This is a genomic window from Kitasatospora sp. NPDC048722 (genome assembly GCF_040650235.1).
Taxonomy (GTDB): Bacteria; Actinomycetota; Actinomycetes; order Streptomycetales; family Streptomycetaceae; genus Kitasatospora.
The window spans coordinates 37,902-60,381 of the sequence record NZ_JBEZGX010000017.1 but is presented as its reverse complement, the minus strand read 5'-3'; the positions used below and the strand labels follow the sequence as shown (position 1 = coordinate 60,381).

Here is a 22,480-nt window from a genome sequence, read left to right as displayed (position 1 = left end):
CACCGTCCTGTGACCGACGCCGCCCTCAGCCATGCCCGCGCCTACGCCGCCGCCCACTTCCACCTCGCCCTCCGCAGCGACGAGCAGCACGACGGCTTCCCACTCGGCGCATGGCTGAACAACCAGCGCGCCCACGAAGGACACAGGACCTGCACCACCGGGCTCCACCAGGAACTCACCGGCCTCGACCCGTGGTGGAACCCGCCCTGGCTGTTCCGATGGCAGCTGACCTACCAGCAAGCCCGCATCGCCCACGCCCAGGGCCGGCCCCTCCCCTGGGGCATCCGGGCCGCCCCGATATCCCCACGGTACTCCGCCCGCACCGGGCCGACCCGTCCGGTCGGGAGGGCCGGCGCGGAGGCCCGGAGCCTGTCACGGCCCTGGAGACCATCCGCCCGGCCTGGTCACACAGCCCGCCGGACGAACGGTCCGTCGGTGTGCCTCAGGGGCACAGGGCCGCGTCGACGGCGCCGAGGGCGGGATACAGGTCGCTGACGCCGGTCGGCTCGACGGTCAGCGTGACGCTGGCGGCGCGTCCGTCCTCGGTGGCGGCACTCCAGGTGCCGTAGCCCGGGATGCCGCCGTTGTGGAACCACACGGTCGTGCCGCAGGACAGCGTCGCCGGCACGATCCCCAGTCCGATGCGGAAGCCGGGGTGCCCCGTATCGACGGTGGCGCGCATCTGCTGGAGCTGGGGGTCCTCGAGGAGGCGGTGGCCGCGCATGAGCTCGGAGAAGAACGTGGCGAGGTCGGAGTCGGTGGACACCATCTCACCGCCCGCCCAGGCCGCGGAGGGGTCGATCTCGGTGACGTCACGCAGCGATCCGCCCGGGCCGTCCGTGCGGTAGCCCCGGGGGTGGCGCTCCCGGAAGGTGGTCTCGCCGGGGGCGGGGAAGTAGGTGTGGCGCAGCCCGATGGGCCGGATGACGCGCCTGTCGACGGTCTCGGCGAGGGGACGGCCGGTGACCTTCTCCACGATCAGGCCGGCCACCAGGTAGTTCGTGCTGCTGTACCCCCAGGCCGTGCCCGGACGGAAGGCCGCTTCGTGCCGGAGCGCGATGTCCAGGGCGTCGCGGGGCGAGACGTAGCGGCCCCGGAGGATGGACTCGGTGACGTCCGGCTCGTACTCGGGAAGTCCGGCGGTGTGCTGCAGGAGTTGACGTACCGTGATGTCGTGCCCGTCGATACCCTTTCCGCGCACGAGACCGGGCAGGTACTTCTCGACCGGGTCGTCGAGGCCGATCTCGCCCTCACCGACCAGTTGCAGCACGACCACCGCGGTGAACGTCTTGGTGACGCTGCCGATCCGCACCTGGCCGTCCCTGGGCACCTTCGCACCGGTGCCCCGGTCCCCGACCCCTGCGGTGTAGGTCCGGGTGTGACCGGTCTCGTCACGGACGGCGGCCAGCGCGCCGGGCACGCGGTCGGGGTCGACCAGCGCGTTCAGGCGCTGCTGGACGGCGTCCGGCTTGGCGGCCCCCGGGGCGGCGACGGCGGACGGGGCGAGCGCGCCGGCCGCGAGGGCGCCGGCGGCCACGGCGATGGCGGCGAGTGTCGCCGCGCGGCGCGGCGAGCAGAACCGGCGTTTCGTAAGAGAGTTCACGGAATGTCACCTCTGCTGGTGCGTGCGATGCGGGTTGCGCGCCGGGGTCTCCCGGCGCCGTTTCCACGACATCACGCGGTCGAGAGGGCAGTCGTCGCCGTCGAGGACGACGGGGCGCCCGGGCCGTGGATCCCCCGTCCTCCCGGCCGCTCCTCCTGGCGGCGTATGCGCACCGCGCCGCCTGGGGCGACTCGGTGCGGGAGAGGAAGTCCTTGCCGCGGTCGATGCGTACCAGCGACGGCAGGCCGCCGATTGGTCCGTAGGGGCCGTCGGGTTCGTCGCGGGCGATCGCGGTACGCAGAGCTGCCAAGATCCCGTCCCGGGAGGGGGTGTGTGGGGTGATCGCGACGCCGGTGACGGCGTTCGTGGCGCAGTCGATGAACCAGGTCACCCATGGGCATACGAGTTCGCCTCGCAGGTCGACCTCGACCGGGACGTGTTTGTGGTCGTCCTCCCAGCAGGCGTTGCGTCACTGGCGAGGCCGGCGCAGGTGCACGTCGTGGCCGCGCCGTGCCCGCTCCCCACCGGCCAGGGCAGCGCGTTGGCCCGGGTTCAGGTCGCGGCGGATCGCCCGCTGCAACGTCGCCAGTGACGGCACCGCCGTCGGCACGGCCGCGCCCGCGTCCTCCTGCTTCCCTGCGTCGTCATTGGCGGCGGCTTGGGCCGCGACGAGGAGCTCGCGGTGCACCGCGGCCGCGTTCCCGCACCACAGGACAAGGCGGGCGTGCAGTTGCGGGGTGACCGTGAAACGCTCCCGCTGCCTCGCGGTGCTCCTTCCCTCGGTACGAGCCGCGGCCAGCCACCGCTGCTGCCGCGCGAGCGCCACCGGCACCACCGGTCCCGCGCCGGCTGGTCCGTCCTCCTCCGGCACGAGCACCGCCTCCACTCCCCCGGCGCTGCGAGAACCCGGCAGGCTCGGTGTAGCCCAGCGCCCAGCGCCCAGCGCCCAGCGCCCAGCGCCCAGCGGGCAACGCCCAGCGGGCAACGCCTACGACGCAGGGGTGTCACGAATGCTCGTGCGGTAGGTGGGATCGCGCCGATCCACGGGCCACCGCGCGTCGATGGTCTCTGCCATGGCGGTGCAGTCCGGACAGTCGTCCCGGAGCCAGCCCCACGTGCCGTACGGGAAGCCGGACATGTCCGGCTTCCCGATGCCGCACAGCGTCCGTCGCTGGTAGCCGTAGGCGTGGCGGGAGGCATCCCAGAGCAACTCGGACGAAGCGGTCTCCCACCGCAGGTCCGGCGGCATGTAGGCCGACCGTGACACCTCGAACTGCGGTAGGTCGATGCTTGTGACGGCGTAGCACCACGGACACGACCAGTGTTCGGCGGCTTCATTCGGACGGTGGGTCCACCGCACCATCTCGTGGTCGCAAACGTCGCACGGCATGTCCGGAACGTTACGGGCTTTACCGCGCTGCTCTGCTGGACGAACACCGGCTCCGCCGATCCCTCGGACAACGACGCCCGAACGATGTCGGCCCGCCCCGAACCGCCCGACTTCGATGCCACATCGCATACCGCCCCCGGCGCTATGGCCTCGACGGGCCTCATCCACGAATACACGCAGGCCGCACGAGGCGGCGGGGCCCGCGGTACCGGTGTACTGCCGCTGAACGCCCGCCGAAGCGGCGCCCTTCTTCAGGAACCCCGTCTCGTCGACGATCAGCACGCCGTCGTCGGCGCCGAGGTGCTCTTGGACGTAGGCGCGGATGTCGTCTCGGACCACCTCGGCGTCCCAGCTGGTGCTTCGCAGCAGCCGCTGCATCGGCCCGGGGCGGGCATGGCCCGCCTGTCCGGCCAGCCGCCAGCAGTTCTTCCGCTCGACGCCGGACAGCAGTCCGAGCACGAAGGCGCGGGCCGTCGCCCGCGGTTCCACCCGCTTGAACCGGCCAGCAATCCGGGCCATGGCCTGGTCGAACACCGCGGGCCGTAGCGGGCAGGGTCTACGCTACGGCCCGCGGCCACCGCACGATCTTCAGGAGTCCACACCCCCGGGTGATCGCGCGATGGCCGTTCCCGTTCCCATCCGTGCTCCCGCCCGAGTTCGAGAAGTGAGAGTGGAGTAGCAACCTGCTCGCCGGTTGCTTTCCTCGGGCTGGGGAGTCGTCTGGTCTTCAAGGCCGTTCGCAGTCCCCGGTCAGCCCAGGTCGTAGTTGAAGGTGTAAGGGAACGGCGACTCGCCGGGCTTGTAGGTGAAGCTGCCGGTTCCGTGCAGTCCGGTCAGCTCTCCGGTGCCTGTTCCCGACACCACCTCGAAGGTGCAGTGCACGGTGCCGTCTGCGTCGAACGAGCCGCGTTCCTCGACGACGAAGGTGCCTTCGCGTCCGTCCAGGCGCCCGGCCAACACCTCCATGCCCGTGAAGGTACCGGTCTTCTCGGTGACGTAGACGATGATGTACTCGCAGGTCGTGCGGGCGGCCTCGATGCCGCCGGAGAAGGTGTTGGTGACGGAGGCGTGGGCGAGTTTCGGGCTGGCTTCGCTCGAACCGACCGTACGTTCCTCCCAGTTGGCGTACGTGATGTGGCCGGTGGTCTGCACGGGCATGGATGTCCTCTCGATCGGCGCACGTTTCGTGCGCACGGTGTATGCCCAGCCTGGCTTCCGTACCTGACACCTCCTGTCAGGTACGCGGGACAATGCCTCCATGCGTGCCGACCGCCTTCTCTCCTTGCTCTTGCTGCTCCAGAACCGCGGGCGGATGACCGCTGCCGAGCTTGCCGCGGCGCTTGAGGTGTCGGTCCGTACGGTCTACCGGGACATCGAGGCACTCAGCACTTCGGGTGTACCGGTCTGTGCCGACCGCGGGCCCGTCGGCGGCTACCGCCTCATGGACGGATACCGCACGCGGCTGACCGGCCTCACCGACGCCGAGGCCGGCGCGCTCTTCCTCGCCGGAGTACCCGGCCCGGCACGGGACCTGGGCTTCGGCGCGGTGCTAACGACCGCTCAGCTGAAACTGCAGGCCGCCCTCCCAGTCGAACTGGCAGAGCGCACCCGGCGCATCCAGGACCGGTTCCACCTCGATGCACCAGCCTGGTTCCGAGACGCCGATCCGGTACCGTATCTGGCGCCGGTCGCACAGGCGGTGTGGGAACAGCGGGTGCTGGTCGCGCACTACCGGCGTTGGCGCGGTGAGGTCCACCGGGAACTGCACCCCCTCGGTATCGTCCTCAAAAGTGGAATCTGGTACCTGGTGGCGCTCGCCGACGAGGCTGTGCGGACCTACCGGATATCACGGCTCTTGGCCGTGGACATCACGGACGAAGTCTTCGAACGACCAGCCGGATTCGATCTGGCCGCCTACTGGGAGGAGTCCTCTCGGCAGCTGGAGGACTCGCTTCACCAGGAAACCGCGCGACTGCGGATCTCTCCCCGGGCACAGCGTCTGCTGCCCATACAGTTCGGCGCGGTGGGCACGCGCGCCCTTGAAAGCGCTGGGCCACCGGACCACGAAGGATGGGTGCAGGTGGAGATGCCGGTTGAGGCACAGGCCGTTGCGGTCGGCGACCTGCTCAGACTCGGCACAGAGGCAGAGGTACTCGGCCCACCCGAACTGAGGCAAGCCATCGCCAAGGCCGTAGCCGTGCTCGCACACCGCTACGCGGCAGCACCCTGAACTCCTCCGGCGCCGTCTCAATTGCTCTTCTCCCTGACGGGCACGACGAAGCAGTGATACGACTCCCCGCACTATGCAGCATGGGTCACGAAGTGGGTTCTCCTCGGCGGTCAACCGCAGGTCCGCCACCGTCGAGCGAGCCGTTTGCTCGGCGACCCGACCGGGGTAGAGGCAGGCTGAGCTCAGGTGGTCTGCTGCGCGCCCGCCCAGACAGCGGGGGTCCGCAGCGCCCAGGGGGCGGCCTGCTCCAATTGCCCGGCGAGCCGGAAGAGCAGGTCCTCGCGCCCGTACCCCGCGGCGAACTGGATGCCGATGGGGAGACCGCTCGCGGGGTCGCTCTCCACCGGGACGGACATCGCCGGGGTGCCGGCCACGTTGAACGCGGCGGTGAACGGTGAGCGATGGAGGACCTGCCGGATCCAGCCGAGGCCGTCTGCACCCTCGGCCCCCTCGGCGTACGTGCCCAGCGGGACTGGCAGTTCGGGCAGGGTTGGCGTCAGCAGGAGGTCGTGGCCGGTGAAGTACCGGCCGATCGCGCGCGCGACGCTGTTGCGCATCGCCAGCGCGTGGACGAACTCGGCCCCGCCGACCCGCTGTCCGTAGGCGTAGCTTGCCAGCGTCTCGGGTTCCAGGGTGGTGGAGTCTACGGGCCCTCCGAGGGCTGCGGCGAAGCCGTCGATCCAGGTCACCAGGTTGGTGCTCCACAGGCGGGCGTTGGCCAGGACGAACTCCTCCCAGTCGACGCCGAGTTCGACGCTGACCTCGGTCACGCGGTGTCCCAGTGACTCGACGAGTCGGGCGGTGCGCAGCGTGGCGTCGAGGACGGCGCCGTCGACGGCCCGGCCACCCCAGGGCTGCGTGACGAGCCCGATCCGCAGACTGCCGGGCGAGCGGGTGACCTCCTGCGCGTAGGGCCGCTCCGGCTGCGGGGCCGTGTAGGGGTCGCCGACCTCGGGGCCGTGGACGAGGTCCAGCAGCGCGGCGCTGTCGCGCACCGAGCGGCTGAGGACGCCGTGGACGGCGAGCCCGTTGAAGACCTCGTCCGCGTCGGGGCCCATGGATGTCCGGCCGCGGGTCGGCTTCAGTCCGAACAGGCCGTTGGCGGCGGCGGGGACGCGGAGGGAACCCGCCGCGTCCGTGGCGTGCGCGAGCGGCACGATGCCCGCGGCGACGGCGGCTCCGGAGCCCCCGCTGGAGCCGCCGGGGCTGCGGGCCGGGTCCCAGGGGTTGCGGGTGGCGCCGTACAGGACGCCTTCGGTGGTGGTGCTGTATGCGAACTCCGGGGTTGCCGTGCGTCCGAGGGTCACCAGTCCGGCGCGGCGGAAGCGGGCCATGAGCGAGGAGTCGGCCCCGGCGACGTTCCCCGCGGCGAGCCGGCTGCCCAGCTCGGTGCGCTTGCCGGCCATCGCGACGGCGAGGTCCTTGATCAGAAAGGGCACTCCGGCCAGCGGCGTGCTGCCGGGCGTCGGTGCATCCTCGGCCGGCCAGGTCTCCACGACGGCGTTGAGCTGCGGATTCACCGCGTCGGACGCCAGCTGGGCGGTCGCGGCGAGTTCCGCAGTGGTCACCTCGCCGCAGGCCACCAGCTCGGCCAGGCCGATGCCGTCGTAGGTCGCGTACTCGGAGAGCTTCATCTTCGTCCGTTCCGTTCCGCTAGGGAGGCTCGACATCCGATTCGCTATACCGATCGGTATCGGATGAGACCGATCGGTATCGCAAAGGACTGGTCGGTACCGTAGCATTGCCGCCGTGGACGTCGTGGACAGAGTCAGCAGGCAGAGCCGGGTGGCCAAACTGCCGCCCCGGGAGCGGATCCTCGACGCGGCGGAGGAACTCTTCTCACGCGAGGGGATCAAGGCGGTCGGTGTCCAGGCGATCGCCGACCGGGCCGCGACCACCAAGATGGCGCTGTACCGGCACTTCGCGACCAAGGACGCACTGGTCGAGGAGTGGCTGCGGATCGTCGCCGCGGACTACACCGCCGTGTTCGACCGGCTGGCGCAGCAGCACCCGGACGAGCCTCGGGAGCAGATCCTGGGCATGGCCCGGTTCATCGCCGACGGCCTACCGGGGCTCTCCCACCGGGGCTGCCCGTTCATCAACTCCCTCGCGGAGCTGCCCGACCGCACCCACCCGGCGCGGCGGCTGATCGAGGCCCACAAGGCCGGCCAGCTGCGCCGTCTTACCGACCTGTGCACCCGGGCCGGGCTGCCCGACCCGGACGAGGCTGCCGCGGAGCTCACCTTCCTCCTCGAGGGGGCCCAGGTGAGCGCCCAGAACGGCAGCGTCGGGCACGCGGGCGAGCGGCTGATGCGCATTGTCCGCTCTCTCCTGCTACGGGACGGAGCGGGTGCGGCGTAGCAGATGGCTGCGGGTCCAGCACCATGAGGCCGGCGGATCCGCCGGCGGCGGCCCTACGCGTGGGGCCGCCGCCGGCCAATCAGCGCCCCGCCGGGCCCGTTTCCCTCAAGCAGCACGCGGCGGGACCGCAATCGAACGGCTCCGAGGTCTGGTGCTGTCGGAAGTGCTGAGCATCTGCTGTCGGAACCCGGGTTCTGGCCCAAGTCTTGTGGGGCGCTGACACGTTGCGTTCGACATTCCCTCCCAAGGACTGGTTCGAGCGCCACTTCGAGCCGCTCGACGGCGTGAACCCCGTGTTCATACGCCGCACCGCATCCCTTCGACTGGTCCAGATGGTCGCCGGCGGGTCTCTCGGCGAAGCCGCACACTTTCTTGGCATCACCGACCCGAGCCGCTCCTGGCAAGGCCGGATCTACTCCGGCGCCGGTCACGTCCACAGCAGTGCCAGGACCCAGGGCGACCCACTCGCTTTCGAGGCAGCCCTCCAGGCACCCCGAGGGTGCGTTCGACGGTCCACCTGCGAGGGAGGACGGCGAATCCCGGGATCGCGGGATCGCGGGATCGCGGCGGACGATGCGCATGTCGATACCGAGGGTGGCGGCGTGCTCGGCGAGGTGTTGGCGATAGCCGCCGTCGACCCAGGTCTTGCGGATACCGGGATGCTCGGCGGCGATGCGTTCGATCAGCCCCTGACCTGCGATTGAGTCCTGAACGCTTGCGGCTGTGACCAGGACGCCGAGCAGGAGTCCGACGGTGTCGATGACGCGCTTCCTGCCGACGATGTCTTCTTCCCGACGTCGATGCCCTGGCCGGCGGTGTGGACGTTGGTGGAGTTCTTGATGCTCTGGGAGTCGATGATGCAGGCGGCCGGCTCCTCCCCCGGCCTTCCTGCCTACGGATTTGGCGTCCGAGCAGGCTGTTGAGCTGGTCGAAGACGCCCTCTTCCTGCCATCGGGCGAAGTAGGCGTAGACGGTGTTCCAGTGCGGGTAGCACCGCTCACGTTGGAACGGCTCGTCCAGCCCGTCGTGGAGATCTGCGACTTCTCCGGTGTGGTGCCCTGGAGGCTGACCGCTCGGGAGATCGACCGCTACTTCGCCGACCCCGGGAAGCGGGCCCACGCGACGGCCCGCACGAAGATGAACGGGATCGACGGCTACTTCGCCTTCCTGGGACAGCGCTACGCAGGGGAGATCGCGACCAAGGAGAACACGTCGCAGATGCGGCAGGACCGAATCCTGGACGAGGCCGCCGTCACCGCTGATCCGCTCCACCTGATGCGGCTGTCCGGGATCGGGGAGTCGGCCGCTATGCGCTACGTCAGCGCGGCCCATCCGGAGAAGACCGGGTTGCTTCCGCGCTGACCGGGCGGGTCGGGAAAGAAGACGTGCCCCAGGGCAGCCGACACGTTGACGGCTGCAAGTGTGAGTGGTTGAATACTCACATGAGCAAGGAACGAGCCCGCCAGTTGTCCACCGCCGAGGAACGCCGTGAGACGGTGCTGCGCACCGCCATCGGCGCCTTCGCGGCGCGGGGCTACTGGGGGACCACGACGACCGAGGTGGCCAAGGCGGCCGGCATCTCCCAGGCCTACGTCTACCGGCTCTTCCCGAGCAAGGAGGCGCTGTTCGCGGCCGTGGTCGAGCACTGCTTCGTCCAGGTGCGGGCAAGCCTGGAGAGCGCTGCCGCCGAGGCCACGGGCAGCTCGCCGGAGGTGGTGCTCAAGACCATGGGCGACGCCTACGCCCGGCTGATCAGCAACAACGACCTCATGCTGATCCAGCTGCACGCCCAGGCCGCGGCCGTCTCCGAGCCCGCCGTGCGCGAGGTGGTTCGCCGTGGCTACGCGCGGCTGGTGGAGTACGTGCGCGGCGCCTCCGGCGGCAGCGAGGAGCAGATCCAGCAGTTCTTCGCCGTCGGCATGCTGTGCCACCTCATCGTCTCGATGGGAACGGACGAGACGGACGGGCCCTGGATGCGGACGCTGGCGGCAGGCGTCACGCACTACTGAGCAGGACGGTCGGCGGGGTGCGCCCCGCCCTCCTTTTGGCCGCAAGAGTGAGTGGTGAACCACTCATATTTTTCGCTCACGAGAGTGAGTGGTCAACCACTCATGGAGGGTTCGATGTCCAGGACTTCCGGCGCCACCACAAGCCCCGGGGCCGCGCTCGCGGCCCTGGCCGGGGCGCAGTTCACCGTCATGCTGGCCACCTCGATCGTGAACGTGGCCCTGCCGCAGATCCGCGCGGGCGTCGGCCTGTCGGACAGCGGCACCACGTGGGTGGTCAACGCCTACGGTCTGGCCTTCGGGGCGCTGCTCCTGGCCGGCGGTCGCGCCGCGGACCTGCTGGGCCGGCGGACGGTCCTGCTGGCCGGCCTCGCGCTGTTCGGTGTCTCCTCGGTGGCCGCGGGGCTCGCGTCATCCTCCGGCATCCTGATCACGGCGCGGGCCGTCCAGGGCCTCGGGGCCGCGGCGATCGCCCCCGCAGCCCTGGCCCTGGTCATGGATCTGTTCCCGCCCGGCCCCGGGCGGGGCAGGGCGCTGGGTGTGTGGGGCGCGGTCTCCGGTGCGGGCGGCGCGGCCGGGGTGCTGCTCGGCGGGGTGCTCACCCAAGCGCTCAGCTGGCCGTGGATCTTCTACGCCGTCGCGACCGGCGCCTTCCTGGTCCTGGCCGCAGCCGCCGCCTTCGTGACCACGACGCCGGTGCGCGAGAGCGGGCGGTTCGACGTGCTCGGCACCGCCACCGTCACGCTCGCGCTGACCGCCCTGGTCTGGGGGCTGACCACGGCCCGCCGCTCCGGCTGGACCGATCCACAGGTCCTCGGCGCCTTCGCAGCCGCCGCAGGGATGACGGCCGCCTTCGTCCTGATCGAGCGCCGCCACCCGAACCCGCTCCTGCCGCCACGCCTGTTCGCCGCGGGACGTGTCACGGCCGGCAACGTGCTGATGGCGCTGCTCGGCTCGGTCTGGATCGCCCTGTTCTTCTTCCTTCCGCTCCACCAGCAGCAGGTACTCGGCTCCAGCCCGCTCCTCACCGGCCTCGGCCAGCTCCCGCTCGCCGCAGCCAACATGCTCGGCTCCACGCTCGCCCCGCGGATCTCCCGCCGCATCGGCGCCACCGCCACCGTCACCGGCGCACTGCTCACCGAGGCAGCCGGCCTGCTGTGGCTCTCGCAGATCAGCGCCCACGGCAGCTACCTCGCCGACATCCTCGGCCCGAGCATCCTCATCGGACTGGGCCTGAGCACCGCGTTCGTCCAACTGACCGCGCTGTCCGTCGAGGGCGTCGCCCGACAGGACTCCGGCCTGGCCGGCGGACTGGTCAACACCACCCGCCAGGTCGGCGGCGCGATCGGCCTGGCCGTCCTGGCCACCCTCGCCGGCACCGTCACCGCACACGCCGCGACCCACCAGCCCCACCTGGAAGCGCTCACCGCCGGCTACCGCGCTGCCTTCGGCATCTCAGCCGCGGTCCTGGCCGCCACCGCCCTGCTCGCCGCAGCCCTGACCCGACGCGGCAGCACCCCCACCGCAGGGGAACCCGTTCCCGCCGGCCCCGCCTCAACCGCCGCGCGCGCCAACTGATCCACCGCCGGACCGAACCAACCACCAGGCCCAGCACCGGGCCAGATACCACCACCCGATCACCCGAGAGGAACCACCGCCATGTTCACCATCGACGAGACCGCCCCCGTCATCGTTCGCCTGTCCACCGTGATCGACGCCCCGATCGAGACGGTCTGGGCCCTGCACACCGACATCGACTCCTGGGCCGGCTGGAACGCCGACGTCGACCAGGCCGAGCTCGACGGCCCGCTCCAGCCCGGCAACTCCTTCCACTGGAAGACCCACGGCCTGGACATCACCTCCACCGTCCGCGAGATCGTCCCCGGCGAGCGACTGGTGTGGGGCGGTCCCGCCAACGGCATCGAGGGCGTCCACGTGTGGACCTTCGAGCAGACCGGCGACCAGGTCACCGTCCACACCGAGGAGTCCTGGAGCGGCGCGCCTGTCGACGCCGCCGCCGAGGAGCTCGGCCAGGCCCTGGAGCACTCCCTGACCACGTGGCTGGCGAGCCTCAAGGCCCGCGCCGAGCAGCAGCGCTGACACCACCCCCGCCCGGCCCGCGATCCGACTCCTTACCTCACGGCGCACCCGACCGTACGAACTCACCAGAGAGGTTCCTGCCATGTCCAGCAAGCCCTACCTGACCGGCCACTACACCCCCGTCACCGACGAGGTCACCGCCTTCGGCCTGACCGTCGAGGGCACCCTGCCCCCGGAGCTGACCGGCCGGCTGATCCGCAACAGCCACAACCCCAAGCCCGGCGTCACCCCCACCCACTGGTTCAAGGGCAGCGGCATGGTCCACGGCATCCGCCTGCGCAACGGCCAGGCCGAGTGGTACCGCAACCGCTGGGTCCACACCCCGGCCCTCGACGGCGCCCCCTACATGACCGACCACGGCCCCGACATGACCGCCAGCACCGCCGGCACCCACGTCATCGAGCACGCCGGCCGCCTGCTCGCCCTCTGCGAGGCCAACTTCCCCTTCGAGCTCACCCCGGAGCTGGAGACGGTCGGCGCCTACGACTTCGACGGCAAACTGCGCAGCGCGATGACCGCCCATCCCAAGACCGACCCGGTCACCGGCGAGCTGCACTTCTTCGGGTCCTCCCCGTTCCCGCCCTACCTGATGTACTACGTCGCCGACGCCAAGGGCCAGATCACGCACAGCTTCGAGGTGCCCGGTGCCAGCGCCTCCCTCAAGCACGACTTCGCGATCACCCGAAACCACGTCGTGTTCGTCGAGGGCACCGTCACCTTCGACCCGAACGAGCACTCCGGCATCCCCTACGGCTGGAACGACGCCCAGCCCGCCCGCATCGGCGTCATGCCCCGCGGGCCGCAGGGAGCCTCGAAGATCCGCTGGTTCGCCATCGAGCCGGGCAACATGCTGCACGCCGCCAACGCCTACGAGGACGCCCGGGGCCGCATCGTCCTGGAGGGCCCGACCGTGGACCGCGAAGGCTTCCAGCTCTCCTGGAACTGGTGGGTCGGCGCCCCGGGCCGCGGAACCGAGCCCAACACCCGCTCCTACAACCGCCGCTGGGTCGTCGACCTGACCGCCGGCCGCGTCGACGAGCAGATCATCGACGACCTCGCGGTCGAGTTCCCCACCCTCAACGAGGACTACCTCGGCGCCGAGAACCGCTACCAGTACGCGGTCTCCTTCCCCGACCAGAAGGGCTTCGGCGGCTACGGCATCGTCAAGTACGACCGCACCACCGGCAGCCGCAGCATCCACCAGGCCGGCGACGCCCGCCTGCCCAGCGAGGCCGTCTTCGTCCCCGCCGCGGGCGCCACCCGCGAGGACGACGGCTACCTCCTCACCGTCGTCTCCGACCTCAAGCAGGACGCCTCCCAGCTCCTCGTCCTGGATGCCTCCGGCCTCGACACGATCGCCACCGTCCACCTCCCGCGCCGCGTCACCGGCGGCATCCACGGCTCCTGGATCCCCGACACCGACCTCGACACCCCCCGCGCCTGAATCACCCCACCGCCCCGGGGACGCGCAAGCAGCCCGCCGGCCCGACCCCGGGGCCGCCCCCAACGTCACTCGACCCACCCCATGAAAGGCGACCACCATGCGCGCCCTCGCCACCGCAGCTCTCGCCACCGCTACCGCCACGCTCGTCCTCGCCGCCTCCGGCACCGCCACCCAGGCGCTCGCCGACAACCAGCCCGCCGCCCCCACCACCCTCGCCGCCCACTGCGGCAACACCCGGATCGACCAGACCGCCCCCGTCATCACCCGCGACAACATCCTCATCCACGCACCCCTGCACACCATCTGGAAGATCCAGACCGACGTCGAGAAGTGGCCCACCTGGCAGCCCGACGTCGTCACGGTCGTCAAGGACACCCCCGGCAGCCTGCGCCCCGGCTCCGTCTTCCGCTGGACCACCGAGGGACTGAACATCACCTCGACCGTCAAGACCGTCGGACACGGCACGTGCCTCGCGTGGGGCGGACCTGCCCAGGGCATCACCGCGATCCACGTCTGGACCTTCACTCCGACCCGCGACGGCATCCTCGTCCACACCGAGGAGTCCTGGACCGGCGCCCCGGTCCTCGCCAACCGGACCGTCCTGCAGGCCGCCCTCGACAACTCCCTCCGCAACTGGGTCAACAACCTCAAGCACGAGGCCGAGACCCGGGCCGCCGCCCAGTAGCCCGCACCCAGCGAACCCTGGACCCGACCAGGCCCGCCCCGATCAAGCCACCCCACCCGGACACCCCCAACCGGGGAGGGGACAGCGCGCCCCAACCCCGAAGGCGGCGCGCAGAGCCCCGCCCGCACCCCCGCGGGCGGGGCTCCTCGCATCCCCAGACGAGGCAGCTATCGGCCGGCCCGCTTACGAACCCGCACGCCATGGCCACTCAGCTCGGCTACCGGCACGCGGGTTCCTGACGCTTCGCGAAGAGGAATCCGCGAACCTGCGCGCTTCGCGGGAAGACGTCCTCGAAGCTCGGGACGAGTCCCTCCGGGGCGGGTCCGGTCGCTGCGGTCAGGTGGTCGTCCTGCGGGCGGCACGGCGGCGGGACCTGTTCCTTCGCAGCGTCGCGACGGTGCCGGCGACGACGCAGGCGCTCAGGAACCCGAACAGAGCGCCTCCCAGGGCCTTCCCGTCGGGGACGGACACGGCGATCGCGAAGACCCACCACAGCGATCCCACCGCGAGGGCGGCCCGGTCGTTCTTCAGCAGCAGGAGGAAGGACCGGTCAGGACGCCTGCGCATCACCACGGCTTCCGACAGGCCCAGGGCCGAGACGATGAAGATCGGCAGGAACACGGACATCAGCAGCCGTGGCACCCAGGCCGCCGCCGAGAGCGATGCTGCAGGTCTCCCCGCGGTCGAAGTAGATCGTGCCGGTCACGTACCCCCACGTGACCTTGGGGTCGGCCACCACGGGGAAGGCCGTGATGTGTGGCCCGCTTCAACATTCGGTCCTTCCAGTGGTCGAGGCAGTCGTCCTCGCGCGAAGCGTCGAGACGACCCGCCGGAGCAGAGCAGCCGCGCCGGATGCGCCTTCCGGGCCACAACCGCCGCCCTCCCCGGCCAGGGGCTGAGCAGCAGTCAATGTCCTTCGCCAGCAGTGCAAGAGGGGCTCTCGGGCGACGGCTTCGGCGACGGCAGGAACGAGGTTATCCGTCAACGAACCAACGAGGTGGTCGGTTCGGACAGCAGTTGCTGCAGAACACCCCTGCAAGATCCTGCAGGGCAACCAGGCAACCGACCCGCGAGACGGCCCGCAACGGCTCGCCGCCACCTGCCCCGGCGGATTTTGGGCCTCGAGCCGGCCGCTGTTGCGGCACACCTCGGGTGCCGGTCGGGGGGCTTCACGGTCCGTCGAAAGTTCTTTGAAACATCCTGGTGCCCCCGGGACGTCATAGGGCGGACATCACGAGGGGACGGGAGAGGGCAGTGGGCGAAGCTCGACGGCGGGCGGCCATGGAGGAGGAGTTCGTCGCGTTCGCGACGGCCCGCTCCGGGCCGCTCTACCGGTCGGCGTACTTCCTGACCGGAGGCGACGCACACCTGGCCGAGGACCTGGTGCAGGAGACCCTGGGCCAGATGTACGCGCAGTGGCACCGGCTGTACCGGCCGAGTTGGGCCGGCAGGATCGACAACGCGGCGGGGTACGCACAGACGGTGCTGGTCCGGGCGTTCCTGACGCACCGACGCAGGCGCAGCAGTGGCGAGCGGCCCAGCCTGGTGCTGCCGGAGGTGTCGGCGCACGAGCGGGACGCGGCGCTGCGGCTGGCGTTGGTCGATGCGCTGGCCCGACTGCCGCCGCGGGACAGGGCGGTGGTGGTGCTCCGGTACTGGGAGGACCGCAGCGTGGAGGAGACCGCGGCGATCGTCAAGGACAGTTCGTCGGCTGTTCGGACCAGGTGCACCCGGGCGCTGGCCCGGCTGCGGTCCCTGCTGGGGGCGGATCTGGCGGAGTTGGTGGCGCCGTGAGCGGGCGGGACGAGTCAGATCATGGACGGATCTTCGGTGAGTGGAGTGGTGAAGTGACCGGCCGGGACGAGGAGTTCGAGTTGCGGTTGAGCGCGGTGTTCGGACGGGCCGGCGCCGGCCTCGAAGCGGACGGGGCTGCCCGGCTGGTGGACGGTGGCCTTGAGGCCGGACGGCGGCGCAGGCGGGGACGGCGGCGCACGGTGCTGCTGGCCGGCGGACTGACGCTGGCCGTCGCGGCGGGGGCGAGCGTGCTGACCGTCCCGTCCGCAGTGCCGGGGCGGGCCTCGGGGGCGCTGGCCGTCGCCTCCTCGGCGGGCGCGCCGGCGCCGCTCGACCACGGGGTGACCATTCTCCTGATCGGGCTGCAGTCGACGACCGACGCCCAGGGACGGCCGGCGCCCGCGGACCTGCGCCGCGGGGAACTCCACGCCGGGGCCGACGACGTGGACGTCACGGACACCATGGTCCTGGTGCATGTCCCGGCCGGCGGAGGGGCGGTGCGTCAGCTGTCGATTCCCCGGGACGTGCTGGTCGACGCGGGCGGCGGCAGGCAGATGAGCATCAACCAGGTCTACTCGCAGGCCGAGATCGCGGAACTGCCCCGGCTGCGGGGCCAGGGTGTCTCCGGAGCCGAACTGCGCTGGCGGGGGCGGGAGGCCGGGCGGGCCGCACTGATCCGGTCGGTGCAGGAGCTGACGGGGGTGCCGGTGGACCACTTCGCGGAGGTCTCGATGACCGGCTTCTACCGGGTCGCGCAGGCCGTCGGCGGGGTGCCGGTCTGTCTGAACCACGCGGTGGACGACGCGTGGAGCGGAGCGGCGCTGCCCGCCGGGCGCTCGGAGCTCGGGCCCGCGCAGGCGCTGGCCTTCGTCCGGCAACGGCACGGGGTGGGCGACGGATCGGACCTGGGGCGGACCCGGCGCGCCCAGGCGTTCCTCGCGGGGGTACTGCAGAAGCTGCGTGACGGTGGGGCCGTGGGGGACGCCGGGAAGCTGGGGGCGCTGTACGACGCGTTGAAGGACGACTTGGTGGTCGACGAGGGGTGGAGCCCTGTGGACTTCGTCCGCCAGGTGCCCGCGCTCGCGCGCGGACAGGCCCAGGCCTCGACGCTACCGGTGCAGCCGAACGGGGCTTCGCTGGTGGCGGAGCCGGGGAAGGCCAAGGAGATCCTGACCGGTGAGGGCACGGGTGGAACCCCGGCCGGGAACGGAGTGCCCTGCGTCGACTGAGAAGGGACGGCCGTGAGCCGGGCGGCGCTCGGCACGGGGCGGGGGTGGATGCTTCCTGGAAGGCGACGGTCCGGGTGTGCCAGGTCGGAGCCATGACGAGCGGCATTGGCTGCTTCATCCGCGAGCTGACGATCGGGTCCGTCGCCGACGCCTCCGGGCGTCGGAGCTTCGCACGACGCACCGGTCCGTAGGCCCCGAGACCTTCGCCGTCGAGTTCGGCGGGTCCAGGTCGCGTCACGGATCTCACTTCCGGCTCGAAGCAGGCCGGCGCCCATCGGCGTGGTGGTGTGCCGCACGGTGTTGCCGCTGCGAATGCCGGGGGCCAGGCCGGCGGTGCGGAGGAACACCGGCGGCCCGGTTCGGCGGGTCGCGAGCTGCGCCGCAGTGCATGAGACTGGCTGACGTGACCACCGCTCCCGAGCCTTCCCGGCGGAACGACGCTGTCCGTGTACTCGTCGCGTATGCCGGTGTCCACGGCTCGACCCGGAGCATCGCCGAACGCATCGCCGCTCGACTGGAGGAGCAGGGCGCACAAGCCGACGTGCTCCCCGTTGAGGCCGTGGAAGATCCGAGTGAGTACGACGTGTTCGTTGTGGGCAGTGCCGTTCATGACATGGCGTGGCTTCCCACGGCACTGACGTTCGTGCACGAAGCCTCGGAGCTGCTGATGCGGCGAGGCGCGTGGCTTTTCAGCGTGGGGATGCCGGCCGCCCTGCGAGGCCCGTGGAAGGCGCTCGTCGCCAGGGAGGAAGACCATGTGGTCGGCGGCCTGATCGACGAACTGCACCCGCGCGGTCACCGCCTGTTCTCAGGTGTCATCAAGCCCGAGCACCTGAAGCGGGCCGGCCGGGTGAAGTTCCAGGCCATGGGCCTGCGCTACGGCGACTACAGGGACTGGACCGCGGTGGACGCATGGGCCCGCGAGATCGGCCTCCGGGTGCTCGGACGCAGCGCGGAGGGCGATGACGCTCCGGCGTGACACTGCGGTGTGCCGGCCCGGCTCGGTGGTGGGGCGAGTCGTCGGCGAAGATTTCCCAGAGATGGTCGTAGCGGCCGCATTCGTCGTATTCACACTTCGCCGTCACCCGCTACGGCGACAAAGTGGAGCGGTCGACCTGCACCGGCACCCCGTCTCCGGGGCCTGCAACACCCCGTCCGGGCGCACCTTGCGCTTGGAGCGGGCGGCGGAGCAGGGTCCTTCCCGGGGGCTTGGGTCAGGTGGCGGCTGGTAAGGCGAGCCCGACGATGCCCTCCTGCGGCTGGTCACCGCCGTGCTCTTCGAACTGCACGACGAATTGATCGTTTTCCCCCGCCGCTATCTGCCCGAGGGCAGCAGGTGCCAGCTCTACCCCCAAGCTCTCCGACGGCGCCCCCGCGCTACCCGACACCACGCACACCATCCTGGATTGATCGGCTACACCACTCGGCGGGGCACGACCGCGACGAGAGGCTCTCGGTCGCCGGTGGAAGCTGTCCGGTTCAAATACCTGCACCTGCCCCACCTCAGTGGATGAACAGATCGGCCCACTGTTCGGTGCGGACGAACCCCATGCCCTCATACCGGCGGGCCGCGGGGTTTCCGGCGGTGACGGACAGACCGAGCGCGGGAAGTCCTGCCTCGGCGGACAGCCACAGAACGTGGCGCAGCAGCAGCGCGCCGATGCCGCGATAGGCGGGTTCGGGGTCGCGGAAGACCTCGGAGATCCAGGGTCCCTCCAGGGGCGGGGCGCCGGGGCAGTCGTGGGCGAGCACAGCGGCGACGGCGGTGTCGCGTTCGGTGTCGATCAGGACGGTGCTGGTGGGCAGGAGCGGCCCCATCAGGGTGCCGTTCATGAGCCGCTGCAGATCGTCGAACGTGCTCATGCCGTGGTCGGGGTGCCCAGGCGGGTAGGCCGCCCGGTACGCGGCTCGCAGGGCCTGCGGGTCCACCGCCTCCGCCGCGAACGGGGCGAGCTTCTCCGGCAGCCGAACCGGTCCGGGCGGCTTCGAGGAGCCGCTCAGCGCGTGGGTGTAGGTGTCGAACTCGCGTTCCACGCGCGCGCCCCGTTCGGCCAGGGCCCTACCCAGCAACGCCTGCGTCGTCGTGCCCCAGCCCGCCAGGTCCACCACGACGCGCTCCGCAACGGCGGCTAGCGGGGCACCTTCCGCCGGACACAGATCCTCCGCCCAGCGGACACCCTCCCGGCTCTCCTCCTCGTAGTAGGCGAGCGGCTTTCCCTCAGCATCCCGCACGACTTCGGTGGCACTGTTCACTGATGGCTCCAACTCCTCAAGGACACGCGGCCGCAGAAGTCACGGGCTGCCCGCCGTATCCGCGTCAATCATGATGCCCGAGCGCCGCGCGGCAGCAGGAGGCGGGAACGAGGTGATCCCCCGGCACCAGCTCCCCCCGGGGTCGGCACGGGAAGCACCAGCGGGCCCAGCCCCTCCACCTCCCGATCGCTGACGCGCCGCGGGCACTCCAACCGGTCCGTGCCGGCCTCCTCGGTCAGTTCCAGCGGCGCCTCCACCTCCCCGCCGGTCGAGCCCCGGTACGTCCGACTCTGGCGCGTGTGGAGCGGACGGTCAGCGTGGAAGGTCGTAGTCGTCGGCGGTGCATTCGGTGAGAGCGACCGCGAGCAAGGGAAGTGTCCGCCCGGAAATAGAGCCGGACGGGGTCGTCCCGATTCGCCGGGCGCCCATGGCCAGGTAGAAAGGCTCGGCATTGGGGTCCGCGTCGATGGTCAGACGCGTGAAGCCGATGCTGCGCGCATTCGCGATGACGTGCTCGAACAGGCGGCGGCCAATTCCCTGACCGATGCTGGCCGGCTCGACGAAGAGCATGCCCATGGCCCCCTGCGGCGGGCTTCCTTCAAGGGTTGAGAAGCCCAGGATGCGACCGTCGTGCTCCGCCACGGCGGTCCGCAGGCTATCGATCTCCGATGCGGAGACGGTCAGTTCGTCCCGGCACGCAGCCATGAACGCCTCGTCGTAGCCCCAGTAGGCCTTGGACCGAAGCGCCAGTTCGCTCAGGCTGTCCGCCTCGGTCCTCTTCGCCGCCCTGATCAGCATCGTCCCTCCCTGACTCGCGGTGCACCACGTCTCGCTCGACCGACTTCGGCACGTCTGGTCTACAGAACCGCGCCGAGGGCCGCAAACGTGAGTGCGTGAACGCCGCATCCGTAAGGCCGTCCGGGGCCGCGGGAACTTCCCGGTCGAACGCTCACACCGCATCGAGGCCGAGGAGTTGTACCGCATGCTCGCCGGTGTCGTCATCGACGACACCGGCGTCCTCAACGACAAACTCCGAGAATGGGAGGACAACGACAACTTCCACCGCCCCCACGGCGCTCTCGGCGGCCAGACCCCCTACGAACGCCTCAAGCAGAGAACCCGGACCCGGATGTAACCAAGCTCTGGCAGAGGCGCACCTAGGCTCCTCGAGTCGGTCCCTGTCCCGCCAGAATGTCGGCGAAGACGATCACGACCGCGCTCTCGCCGTACTGCGCCGACCGCTCCTTCCGGAAATCACCGCTCCGCACGAGGATCTGGCTGATGTGGATCTTGGTGCCGATGGGGAAGGTCATCTCCTCCTCGGACTGGTTGTTCCTTCCGAGCGCCCTTCCCCGGTGGTCCTCCGGGAGGCCGAACTCCCAGACGATCTCCTTGCCGGCCACGTACGTGTGGGTCAACGGATCGCCGTACGTGGTCGACAGGATCGCCGGCCACTCGATCGTCTGGTCGACCGGGACGTAGCCACCGTCGGGGTGGCTCTCCTGCTGCTTGAGGATGCCGCCGAACGACTCGTAGACGTGCTTGCTGTCGCCCCGTACCACGTTGCCGTCCGCGTTGGCGGGGGGCGTCGTGAAGTCGTCCCACACGCCGTTGATCCGGGCGAAGATGTCGAAGGTGTCCGCGAGATGCTTCTCGTCCCACGCCTCCGTGGTCTGCTCGTCCGCGTAGCCCCGCGCCATGGCGACACTGCGCCACGCGTCGAGCACCTCGCTCTCCTTCGACTTGTAGGAGAAACCGGGGGTGGCGATCTCGCCGGGGGTGAAGCCGACCTGCCCGAGGGCCGCGAGGAGAGGGTTGATCCGGCGGTAGTCGGCGCTGAGGTAGTTCTCGCCGAGGTCGAGGTCCTTCTGCTTCTGCTTGGCCGCGAGGACCGCCGGGTCCAACTCCAGGGCACGAGCCGCTTCGTACTCCGCGCGGGACGCCTCCCGCTCCTCGACCGTCCCCCACGACTTGTCCTTGAGGGAAGCCCGGGGCTTCTTGCCGTCCGTGCCCGCGGAGATCAGATAGGACCCGAAGCCGAAACTGAGGATCGTCTGCCCCTCGACGTCCCCCTCGTCCGTGTGCTTGACGACCTGGGTCCCCTTCGGGAGGCCCGCCGCGAGGGTGCGCTGCACGGATGCCTCCGCCGCACCGGCCGTCCCGGTCCCGGGGCCGGCCGAACGCTGCACGTCGGAGGAGGCCTGGGGGGCCGGACGGCTCATCACCGCGCGGGCGTTGGCCTCGGCCTCGCGCTCGAAGCGGTCGGAGGGGTCGGAGACCTTCAGCCCGTTGCCGTTGTCGGCACCGCTGACCGGTCCCTGGCGCTGCTGGATGACATGGGTGAGCTCGTGGGCGAGGGTGTGCGCGTCGCCCCCGCCCTCGCCGATGACGATGTCGTGGCCGGAGGTGTAGGCACGCGCGCCGACCTCGGCGGCGGACGCCTTCGCGGCGCCGCCGGTGTGGATGCGTACGTCGGAGAAGTCGGCGCCGAGGCGGGACTCCATGTCCGTACGGGTGGCCTGGTCCAGAGGCCGGCCGGGGCCGCGCAGGACATTGTGGACGGAGGAGCGCTGAATGGCCGGGGCCGCGGCGCGCTGGACGGCGGGGCCCTCATGGCCACGGCCGTCCCCGTGCCGGTGTTCCTTTTCGTCCGGGCCGTGGCCGGCCCGGCGGAGCATCTGGACGACCGCCGCGTTGCCCACGGTGGCCTGGAGGACGAGCAGTCTTGACCGTGGGTGCCCGGCCTGGGCGGCCGCGTGCCTCGCCTCCCGGCCGGGCTTGACCCTGGTGGCTTCCTCGTTCTCCCGCTTGCGCATCGGGCTCCGCTCCTCCTTGGATCGTCGGCAACGTCCCACTCAACCCGACAGCCACGGCGCGGCGGAAGGTACTTCAGGGCAGAGTCGGGGGTCCCCGCGACGGTCTCCCGCGGCACTTCCGTACAGGCGGCACGGCAGCAGGATGTGGAGCCCCCGGCGCGGTCGACGGGAACCACCACCCCGGACCGGCCAGGCGCGTGTTCCCGAGCCGGCAGGGCCGATCCGGGCGGTGTCCCGGACATTGCCGGGGCAGCACCCGCCGAGATCCCCAGGGAGAAGCAGTCGGCGCCCGCCGACTTATGGACAAGCGGGCACTGAGCTGCACAAACGCCACTTCCGGCGGCGCCGCCTGACGCAGCCTCAAGTAGCAACCCCAGAGGCAACCCGCGCCGGGGCGGCTGCGGCGTGTGTGACTTCGCATCACAGTTGGCCACCTTGCAGGGTCGGCGGCCAGCCAGAGGAAATGACCAGAAGAAGCGCGGCGTCCTCCTGCTTCACACGGGCGTGGCCGACAGGTCGGGCCCTGGGCAGCAGCCGGATCGCCTCGCGGGCTATGCGTGCTGCGAGGC

20 protein-coding genes and 3 pseudogenes are annotated in these 22,480 nt (G+C 70.8%); 13 read left to right on the top strand and 10 right to left on the bottom strand.

Annotated elements, in window-relative coordinates:
* Nucleotides 1–9 precede the first annotated feature (9 nt).
* The gene (locus AB0C76_RS15240; RefSeq protein ID WP_359964626.1) at nucleotides 10–495 is read left to right on the top strand and encodes a helicase associated domain-containing protein; all 486 of its coding nucleotides are present in this window, start codon (nucleotides 10–12) and stop codon (nucleotides 493–495) included.
* On the opposite strand, the gene AB0C76_RS15235 is transcribed toward AB0C76_RS15240, so the two are convergent.
* The 4 genes and pseudogenes from AB0C76_RS15235 to AB0C76_RS15220 all read right to left on the bottom strand — a co-directional run bounded on the left by AB0C76_RS15235 (nucleotide 443) and on the right by AB0C76_RS15220 (nucleotide 4,151).
* Nucleotides 443–1,603 (bottom strand): serine hydrolase domain-containing protein, encoded by a 1,161-nt coding sequence (locus tag AB0C76_RS15235; protein ID WP_359964624.1) that lies wholly within the window; start codon nucleotides 1,601–1,603, stop codon nucleotides 443–445. The two genes, AB0C76_RS15240 and AB0C76_RS15235, sit on opposite strands and share 53 nt — an antisense overlap.
* Nucleotides 1,604–1,796: 193 nt before the next feature.
* Nucleotides 1,797–2,438, bottom strand: a pseudogene (locus AB0C76_RS15230) (ISNCY family transposase); the annotation flags it as partial.
* Nucleotides 2,439–3,191: 753 nt separating this feature from the next.
* A pseudogene (locus AB0C76_RS15225) lies at nucleotides 3,192–3,512 on the bottom strand (transposase); the annotation flags it as partial.
* Between the two features lie 231 nt (nucleotides 3,513–3,743).
* Nucleotides 3,744–4,151: a DUF3224 domain-containing protein gene (locus tag AB0C76_RS15220; protein WP_359964622.1), complete on the bottom strand. Its 408-nt coding sequence runs from the start codon at nucleotides 4,149–4,151 to the stop codon at nucleotides 3,744–3,746.
* Nucleotides 4,152–4,251: 100 nt separating this feature from the next.
* On the opposite strand from AB0C76_RS15220, the gene AB0C76_RS15215 reads away from it, so the two are divergent.
* Nucleotides 4,252–5,223 carry a WYL domain-containing protein gene (locus AB0C76_RS15215; protein ID WP_359964620.1) on the top strand — a complete coding sequence of 324 codons (972 nt, stop codon included), beginning with the start codon at nucleotides 4,252–4,254 and terminating at the stop codon, nucleotides 5,221–5,223.
* Nucleotides 5,224–5,405: 182 nt separating this feature from the next.
* Here the strand turns inward: AB0C76_RS15215 and AB0C76_RS15210 are convergent, their stop codons facing one another.
* Entirely contained in the window at nucleotides 5,406–6,857 is a 1,452-nt protein-coding gene (locus AB0C76_RS15210; RefSeq protein WP_359964618.1) for an amidase, read from the bottom strand.
* A 124-nt stretch (nucleotides 6,858–6,981) separates the two neighbouring features.
* Between AB0C76_RS15210 and AB0C76_RS15205 the strand changes: the two genes are divergently transcribed.
* On the top strand, nucleotides 6,982–7,584 hold the full coding sequence (locus AB0C76_RS15205) for a helix-turn-helix domain-containing protein (protein ID WP_359964744.1): 603 nt from the start codon (nucleotides 6,982–6,984) through the stop codon (nucleotides 7,582–7,584).
* Between the two features lie 492 nt (nucleotides 7,585–8,076).
* Here the strand turns inward: AB0C76_RS15205 and AB0C76_RS15200 are convergent.
* Nucleotides 8,077–8,574 (bottom strand): annotated as a pseudogene (locus AB0C76_RS15200) (transposase); the annotation flags it as partial.
* Here AB0C76_RS15200 and AB0C76_RS15195 point away from each other — a divergent pair.
* The 6 genes from AB0C76_RS15195 (at nucleotide 8,566) to AB0C76_RS15170 (ending at nucleotide 13,819) form a co-directional block, all read left to right on the top strand.
* Entirely contained in the window at nucleotides 8,566–8,946 is a 381-nt protein-coding gene (locus AB0C76_RS15195; protein WP_359964750.1) for a hypothetical protein, read from the top strand. The pseudogene AB0C76_RS15200 and the gene AB0C76_RS15195 overlap by 9 nt on opposite strands.
* 80 nt (nucleotides 8,947–9,026) lie before the next feature.
* Complete coding sequence (locus tag AB0C76_RS15190; protein ID WP_359964616.1) at nucleotides 9,027–9,593, top strand: TetR/AcrR family transcriptional regulator; 567 nt, start codon at nucleotides 9,027–9,029, stop codon at nucleotides 9,591–9,593.
* Between the two features lie 114 nt (nucleotides 9,594–9,707).
* Nucleotides 9,708–11,168, top strand: a complete 1,461-nt coding sequence (locus AB0C76_RS15185; protein ID WP_359964614.1) for an MFS transporter — start codon at nucleotides 9,708–9,710, stop codon at nucleotides 11,166–11,168.
* A gap of 81 nt (nucleotides 11,169–11,249) precedes the next feature.
* The gene (locus tag AB0C76_RS15180; protein WP_359964612.1) at nucleotides 11,250–11,690 is read left to right on the top strand and encodes an SRPBCC family protein; all 441 of its coding nucleotides are present in this window, start codon (nucleotides 11,250–11,252) and stop codon (nucleotides 11,688–11,690) included.
* A gap of 82 nt (nucleotides 11,691–11,772) precedes the next feature.
* Nucleotides 11,773–13,134, top strand: a complete 1,362-nt coding sequence (locus AB0C76_RS15175; RefSeq protein ID WP_359964610.1) for a carotenoid oxygenase family protein — start codon at nucleotides 11,773–11,775, stop codon at nucleotides 13,132–13,134.
* A 97-nt stretch (nucleotides 13,135–13,231) separates the two neighbouring features.
* A complete protein-coding gene (locus AB0C76_RS15170; RefSeq protein WP_359964608.1) occupies nucleotides 13,232–13,819 on the top strand; it encodes an SRPBCC family protein in 588 nt (195 codons plus the stop codon).
* Between the two features lie 336 nt (nucleotides 13,820–14,155).
* On the opposite strand, the gene AB0C76_RS15165 is transcribed toward AB0C76_RS15170, so the two are convergent.
* A complete protein-coding gene (locus tag AB0C76_RS15165) occupies nucleotides 14,156–14,446 on the bottom strand; it encodes a hypothetical protein (protein WP_359964606.1) in 291 nt (96 codons plus the stop codon).
* A 654-nt stretch (nucleotides 14,447–15,100) separates the two neighbouring features.
* Here AB0C76_RS15165 and AB0C76_RS15160 point away from each other — a divergent pair.
* The 3 genes from AB0C76_RS15160 to AB0C76_RS15150 all read left to right on the top strand — a co-directional run bounded on the left by AB0C76_RS15160 (nucleotide 15,101) and on the right by AB0C76_RS15150 (nucleotide 17,821).
* On the top strand, nucleotides 15,101–15,613 hold the full coding sequence (locus AB0C76_RS15160; RefSeq protein WP_359964742.1) for a SigE family RNA polymerase sigma factor: 513 nt from the start codon (nucleotides 15,101–15,103) through the stop codon (nucleotides 15,611–15,613).
* Nucleotides 15,614–15,666: 53 nt separating this feature from the next.
* The gene (locus tag AB0C76_RS15155) at nucleotides 15,667–16,842 is read left to right on the top strand and encodes an LCP family protein (protein ID WP_359964604.1); all 1,176 of its coding nucleotides are present in this window, start codon (nucleotides 15,667–15,669) and stop codon (nucleotides 16,840–16,842) included.
* A gap of 403 nt (nucleotides 16,843–17,245) precedes the next feature.
* Entirely contained in the window at nucleotides 17,246–17,821 is a 576-nt protein-coding gene (locus tag AB0C76_RS15150) for a flavodoxin domain-containing protein (protein ID WP_359964602.1), read from the top strand.
* A gap of 524 nt (nucleotides 17,822–18,345) precedes the next feature.
* On the opposite strand, the gene AB0C76_RS15145 is transcribed toward AB0C76_RS15150, so the two are convergent.
* Together AB0C76_RS15145 and AB0C76_RS15140 are read right to left on the bottom strand one after the other, a co-directional pair.
* Entirely contained in the window at nucleotides 18,346–19,095 is a 750-nt protein-coding gene (locus tag AB0C76_RS15145; RefSeq protein WP_359964600.1) for a GNAT family N-acetyltransferase, read from the bottom strand.
* A gap of 312 nt (nucleotides 19,096–19,407) precedes the next feature.
* Entirely contained in the window at nucleotides 19,408–19,893 is a 486-nt protein-coding gene (locus tag AB0C76_RS15140) for a GNAT family N-acetyltransferase (RefSeq protein WP_359964598.1), read from the bottom strand.
* A 184-nt stretch (nucleotides 19,894–20,077) separates the two neighbouring features.
* Between AB0C76_RS15140 and AB0C76_RS15135 the strand changes: the two genes are divergently transcribed.
* Complete coding sequence (locus tag AB0C76_RS15135; RefSeq protein ID WP_359964596.1) at nucleotides 20,078–20,230, top strand: hypothetical protein; 153 nt, start codon at nucleotides 20,078–20,080, stop codon at nucleotides 20,228–20,230.
* Nucleotides 20,231–20,252: 22 nt separating this feature from the next.
* Here the strand turns inward: AB0C76_RS15135 and AB0C76_RS15130 are convergent, their stop codons facing one another.
* Entirely contained in the window at nucleotides 20,253–21,911 is a 1,659-nt protein-coding gene (locus tag AB0C76_RS15130) for a DUF4157 domain-containing protein (RefSeq protein WP_359964594.1), read from the bottom strand.
* Nucleotides 21,912–22,480 lie beyond the last annotated feature (569 nt).

Excerpts from the sequence above, each read along its gene's own strand:
- AB0C76_RS15220 (WP_359964622.1), bottom strand. The coding sequence starts at position 4,151 with ATGCCCGTGCAGACCACCGGCCACATCACGTACGCCAACTGGGAGGAA.
- AB0C76_RS15215 (WP_359964620.1), top strand. The coding sequence starts at position 4,252 with ATGCGTGCCGACCGCCTTCTCTCCTTGCTCTTGCTGCTCCAGAACCGC.
- AB0C76_RS15210 (WP_359964618.1), bottom strand. The coding sequence starts at position 6,857 with ATGAAGCTCTCCGAGTACGCGACCTACGACGGCATCGGCCTGGCCGAG.
- AB0C76_RS15190 (WP_359964616.1), top strand. The coding sequence starts at position 9,027 with ATGAGCAAGGAACGAGCCCGCCAGTTGTCCACCGCCGAGGAACGCCGT.
- AB0C76_RS15185 (WP_359964614.1), top strand. The coding sequence starts at position 9,708 with ATGTCCAGGACTTCCGGCGCCACCACAAGCCCCGGGGCCGCGCTCGCG.
- AB0C76_RS15180 (WP_359964612.1), top strand. The coding sequence starts at position 11,250 with ATGTTCACCATCGACGAGACCGCCCCCGTCATCGTTCGCCTGTCCACC.
- AB0C76_RS15175 (WP_359964610.1), top strand. The coding sequence starts at position 11,773 with ATGTCCAGCAAGCCCTACCTGACCGGCCACTACACCCCCGTCACCGAC.
- AB0C76_RS15170 (WP_359964608.1), top strand. The coding sequence starts at position 13,232 with ATGCGCGCCCTCGCCACCGCAGCTCTCGCCACCGCTACCGCCACGCTC.
- AB0C76_RS15165 (WP_359964606.1), bottom strand. The coding sequence starts at position 14,446 with ATGTCCGTGTTCCTGCCGATCTTCATCGTCTCGGCCCTGGGCCTGTCG.
- AB0C76_RS15160 (WP_359964742.1), top strand. The coding sequence starts at position 15,101 with ATGGAGGAGGAGTTCGTCGCGTTCGCGACGGCCCGCTCCGGGCCGCTC.
- AB0C76_RS15140 (WP_359964598.1), bottom strand. The coding sequence starts at position 19,893 with ATGCTGATCAGGGCGGCGAAGAGGACCGAGGCGGACAGCCTGAGCGAA.
- AB0C76_RS15135 (WP_359964596.1), top strand. The coding sequence starts at position 20,078 with ATGCTCGCCGGTGTCGTCATCGACGACACCGGCGTCCTCAACGACAAA.
- AB0C76_RS15130 (WP_359964594.1), bottom strand. The coding sequence starts at position 21,911 with ATGCGCAAGCGGGAGAACGAGGAAGCCACCAGGGTCAAGCCCGGCCGG.